General features: G+C 64.3%; 4 protein-coding genes. All 4 read right to left on the bottom strand.

What is annotated here, in order from left to right; all coding sequences use genetic code 11:
• The coding region (locus tag ACYVDE_RS14595; RefSeq protein ID WP_460502278.1) for an outer membrane beta-barrel protein at positions 1 to 2845 on the bottom strand (2845 nt) is incomplete at its 3' end.
• A gap of 71 nt (positions 2846 to 2916) precedes the next feature.
• Complete coding sequence (locus ACYVDE_RS14590) at positions 2917 to 3558, bottom strand: O-methyltransferase (RefSeq protein WP_460502277.1); 642 nt, start codon at positions 3556 to 3558, stop codon at positions 2917 to 2919.
• Between the two features lie 25 nt (positions 3559 to 3583).
• The gene (locus ACYVDE_RS14585) at positions 3584 to 4033 is read right to left on the bottom strand and encodes a YDG/SRA domain-containing protein (RefSeq protein ID WP_460502276.1); all 450 of its coding nucleotides are present in this window, start codon (positions 4031 to 4033) and stop codon (positions 3584 to 3586) included.
• Between the two features lie 4 nt (positions 4034 to 4037).
• A partial coding sequence (locus tag ACYVDE_RS14580) for a hypothetical protein (protein ID WP_460502275.1) occupies positions 4038 to 4845 on the bottom strand: 808 nt, incomplete at its 5' end.

Raw genomic sequence — 4845 nt, 5'->3', positions numbered from 1 at the left:
GGCCAAAGCCGCCGCGGCCCCGGCCCTCGCGCCCGCCGCCCTCACCCGGCGTAGGCGCAATCACATTGCCGCTGCGGATGTTGTAGGTGAACATCAGCATCACGTAGCGCTGCAGAATTGTGGTTTGCACGTCCTCGTAGTAGGCATCGGTCACGTTGCGCTGGATGGCGCGGTTCTGGCCCAGCAGGTCGAAGGCGTAGACGCGGATTTCGCCGCGCTGGCCGGGGAACAGCTTCTTGCCCACGCTGGCGTTCCAGAGCAGGTATTGCTGGTTGTAGCCCGCGGCCAAGCCCGAGTAGGCCTGGTGCACGAGGTCGGTGGCGAGGTTGATGCCCGGGCCCACAATCCAGTTCAGGCGGAAGCGCGTTACCTGCGAAAAGTAGTTCGAGTTCAGCCGCGTTTGCAGCGTGTTGTACACGTAATTCTGGTTCGAGGTGGTGGAGGCCGTGAAATCGAGCTGCGAACTGATGTTGGAGCTGAGCGTGAGGCCACCTCCGAACGAGGGCACGCGGGCGTAGTTCAGGCCGCCGTTTACTAGGCCGGGGGTTTGGGTGAAGCCGGCGTTGGCGCTGAAGTTGACGTTGGTTTTGATGGCCTTGATGGGCCGGCCGTAGCTCAGCAGCGAGCGCACGGTGTATTGCTGGCTGAGGTTGGTGGGCTGCACCAGCTGCCCCCCGGCGGGCAGACGCACGGCGGGCGCGCCGTCGGGCGTCACGGTGGTATCACGGGCCGCCACCAGGGTGCGATTCGAAATCGGGTTCTGGGTGTAGGCGCCCGACAGCAGCGCGAAGAAGTTGCTCGATACTTCGGGGTTGGATGCCGAGTAGCGGATGTTGACCGAGTGCTGGTACTCCTGGCGCAGCGTGGGGTTGCCGATGGTGAGCTGGAGCGGGTTCGAGTTGTTCACCACGGCCTGCAGCTGGTTCACGCTGGGCGGGTTGGTGTTGGTGCGGTACATCAGCCGCAGGTTTTTCTGCCGCGTGAAGCGGTAGTTGAGCATGGCATTGGGCAGCAGGTTGAAGAAGGTGTAGCGCCCGATGCTGGGCCGCGGGTACTGCGCATCCGAATACAGCTCCGAATGCTGCCCGGCCAGCCCGAAACTGGCTTGGTACTCGCGCGTCACGTGCCGGTACGTGAGCCCGCCCGACTGCGTGAGGTAGTAGTTCTGGAACACGTTGCTCAGCCCCTCGTTCAACTGGCGGGTGTCGCCCGTCAGCACGTCGTAGGTGTATTTGCTGGAGTTATTGGGCGCGTAGTTGATGGCATAGTTGCCCTGCAGCACGTTGGTTTTGCTCAGTGCCTCGGTCAGCGACAGGTTGGCGTTGATGCTGCCGCCGTGCTGCGTGAGGTTGTTCACCTGGTTGAGGTTGCTGCGGGGGGCGGCGTCGTTGAGCGTCAGCAGCGAGGCGTCGCTGTTGCGCTGCGAATAGGTACCACCGATGCTCAGGCTAGCCGTGCGGCCCACCTTGGCGAAGCGGTGGCGCAGCAGCAGGTCGCCGCCGGTGTTCAGGCCTTTGTTATTTGAACCGTAGTTGCTGGTGATGTTGCTGGCCTGGTTGTCGGTGGTAAGCGTGCGGCCATCGACGCGGCTGGTGGCCTCGTTCTGCTGGTAGCTGAAGCGCGGACGGAATAGGATGGAGTTGGCCGAGTCAATCTTATGCTCGAGCCGCAGATTGAAGCGCTGGTTGGTGTTCAGGCTGTTAGTGAGGGCACTTTGGGTGTACTTCGTGCCGGTCACGTACTGGCGGTTGGTGTTGCTGGCCAGCGTGTTGTCGGCCCGGTTGAAGAAGTAGCTGGCCGAAAGGTCAGTTTTCTTGTTCCAGGAGTTTGAGTAGTTCAGGCCCACGGCGTTGGTTTTGGTGATGCCGCCGCTCTGGTTCACCAGAAAGTCGCCAGCGTTACCGCCGTTGCCCCCGCCGCCGGGGCCGCCTCCCCCACCGCCACGCTGGCCACCACGCCCGCCGCCGCCCTGGTTCGAGTTGCCCACCACGCCCAGCAGGTCTTCGGTGCCGAAGTTCTGCTCGTTCACGTTGTTGCTCTGCGCCAGCACCGACATCCGCTCGTCGCCCTTGAATTTGTTTACGTTGCCGCTCACCTTGTAACGCTCTGGCCCCGCCCCAGCCACCACCCGCCCAAACGTGCCGTTGCGGAATTCCACCTTCGTCACGATGTTAATCGTCTTGGTCGTATTCCCGTCATCAAAACCTGAAAACCGGCTTTGCTCGCTGCGCTGGTCGAATACCTCAATCTTGTCCACCATCTCGGCGGGCAGGTTTTTGAGCACCGCGTCGGGGTCGGAGCCGAAAAAGGGCTTGCCATCCACGAGCACCTGCTGCACGTTTTCGCCCTGGGCCTGCACCTTGCCGTCGGCCCCGCGGCTTACGCCGGGCAGCTTGTCGATGAGGTCGCCGGTGGTGGCGTCCGGGTTGGTTTTGAAGGCTTTGGCGTTGAACTGAGTGGTATCGCCCTTCTGCACGCTCTGGGCGGCCGCACCCGTTACCACCACGCCTTTCAGCTGCACGCCGCCGGCCGGCAGGGCCAGTGTGCCCAGCTGCACGGGCGTGCCGGCCACGGTCAGGGATTGCCGCACCGTCTGGTAGCCCACGAAAGACGCATCGAGCACGTAGCGCCCAGCGGCCACGTTATCGAACTGAAACCGGCCCTCGGCATCGGCGGCGGCGCCGGTTTTCACCGAATCAGGCAGCCGAATGAGCAGCACGTTGGCCCCAATCAGGGCCGACTGGTCCTTGCCATCGGCCACGCGGCCGCTCACGGTGGTGGGCGCCTGGGCGTGGGCCACCGTAAGGCTTAACAGCCCGAAAAACAACGTAAGAAAATGCCGCATAGCGTAGGAAAAGGAACGGAAACTCATCTGACGGCATACAGCCGCCCAAGGTTTACCGCCTCGCCCGGCGGCTATTTTCGGCGCAGCAGCAGCAAGCCGTCGCGCAGGGGCAGAAACACCGGCTCCACGCGCGGGTCGCGGGCCACCTGGTCGTTGAAGGCGCGCACCAGCGGCGTATCCTTATCGCCGGCTCTCACCGAGTGCTCGGGCAGCACCTTGCCGCCCCACAGCACATTGTCGACGATGAGCAGCCCGCCCGGCCGCACCTGGTCTACCACCGCTTCAAAGTACGCGGCGTTATTCCGCTTGTCGGCGTCAATAAAGACGAGGTCCCACACTTCATCGACCAGCCCGGGCAAAACGTCGAGCGCCGCGCCGATGTGCAGCCGCACCCGGTCGGTAATGCCGGCCGCCGCCACGTAGCGCCGGATGCGGGTTTCCTTCTCCGGGTCGATTTCGATGGTGTGCAGCACGCCATCAGCCGCCAGCCCCTCGGCCAGGCACAGCGCGGCATACCCGCAGAACGTGCCGATTTCCAGCACGCGCCGCGGCCGCAGCAGGTGGCTGAGCATGCTCAGGAACCGGCCCTGCACGTGGCCGCTGCTCATGCGCGGCATCAGTAGCTGCAGGTGCGTTTCGCGGGTGAGCTGGGCCAGCAGCGGCGGTTCGGGCGCGGTGTGCAGGGCGGCGTAGAGGTCGAGGGGGTCAGTCATGGAGTATCTCTGCGGTAAATTTTAACTATAAGATTGGCCGCAGCCGGAATACATACACCTGAAACCCCGACTTGCCCGGCCCATAGCTAGAGCCGACTACCCGGTACAGCCCTTCGTAGCGGTACACCTCCGGCCCGCCATCCTCGGCCGGCACTTTGCGCAGCACCCGCACCGGCAGGCCGGTTTCCACGCTTTTCAGCAGCGCCAGAATGCCGGTGGTGGCTACTTGGTCCATCATCTGGCGGCCGGTTTTGGGGTCGCGCCCGCCGTTGCCGGAGTACAGGATTTCCTTTTCGTCAAAATTGTCTTCTTCGTACTGCCCGGCCAGCACGATGCTTTCGGCCCCCAGCGCCGAGGTGCCGCACACGCCCGTCCGGCGCGGCCGGTGCACGCCGCTTAACGACAAGTCGATGCGGTTGCGGAAAGTGTCGCCGGGCCGGTAGCTGCCGGGGTGGCCGTAAACGGGAACTGACATGGGCTTACTGATTTACACAGGCTTGCAGCCACCGTACGCACTCAGGCGCATCCACTATCGACCAGGCGTGCGGAAACTGGCGGCCGTTCAATCTGCCCTTGCCGCTGGTTTCGATGTATTCGGCGCGGGCGTTACCCTGGCGTAGCAGGCAGGCCACCAGTTGCCGGAGCGTTACCGCGTTCAAGTCCTCAAGCTGCATGGTGGCGCACAAGTGCCACCGCCAGTATGCCATATCCGGCTCACAATACACCCGCACGGGCGTGGCCGCCAGCCGGGCTAGGTTGCCACCGGTCGGATTAGTGCTGATAAAAGCCGAGTACCGCTCATACACAGCTGGCAGTTGCTCCGGCGAGCCGCCAAAAGCATCTGCCAGCGTCTTGAGCGTGGCTTGCCCGCCGCGCACGAGCAAGGCGCTGCAATTCCGGTCGATGTCCCGCTGGCCGCGGTGCCACAGATTGGCCAAATCGGCGGGCGGGTCCACCCCCAAAACGGCCTTTATCCGCCACGCTTGCCGGGCACTGTCCCGCTCTAGGGCCTCGGCATAGGCCAGCGCGAGCTGCCCGCCCGCCGAGAAGCCGCCGAGGCACAAGTTGCGGCCGATGCCGGGATACTGGCGCGCCACCCTGCCCAGCACCTGTTCCAGCAAGCGCGTCCCGGCCGAATCCAGGTACAAGCGGTTATTCAGCGTCGGCACCACGGCCACGAAGCCCGCGCGGGCGGCCTCCTGCGCCAGCGTTGTTTCCTTAAACACCCCCTCGGCCGGACAGCCGAGGCCCGGCAGCAGCAGCAGCACGCCCCTCAGCGGGCCCGCC

Source organism: Hymenobacter agri (assembly GCF_054778495.1).
The sequence above is the reverse complement of the archived record's forward strand: the minus strand, read 5'-3'. Positions and strand labels throughout refer to the sequence as shown.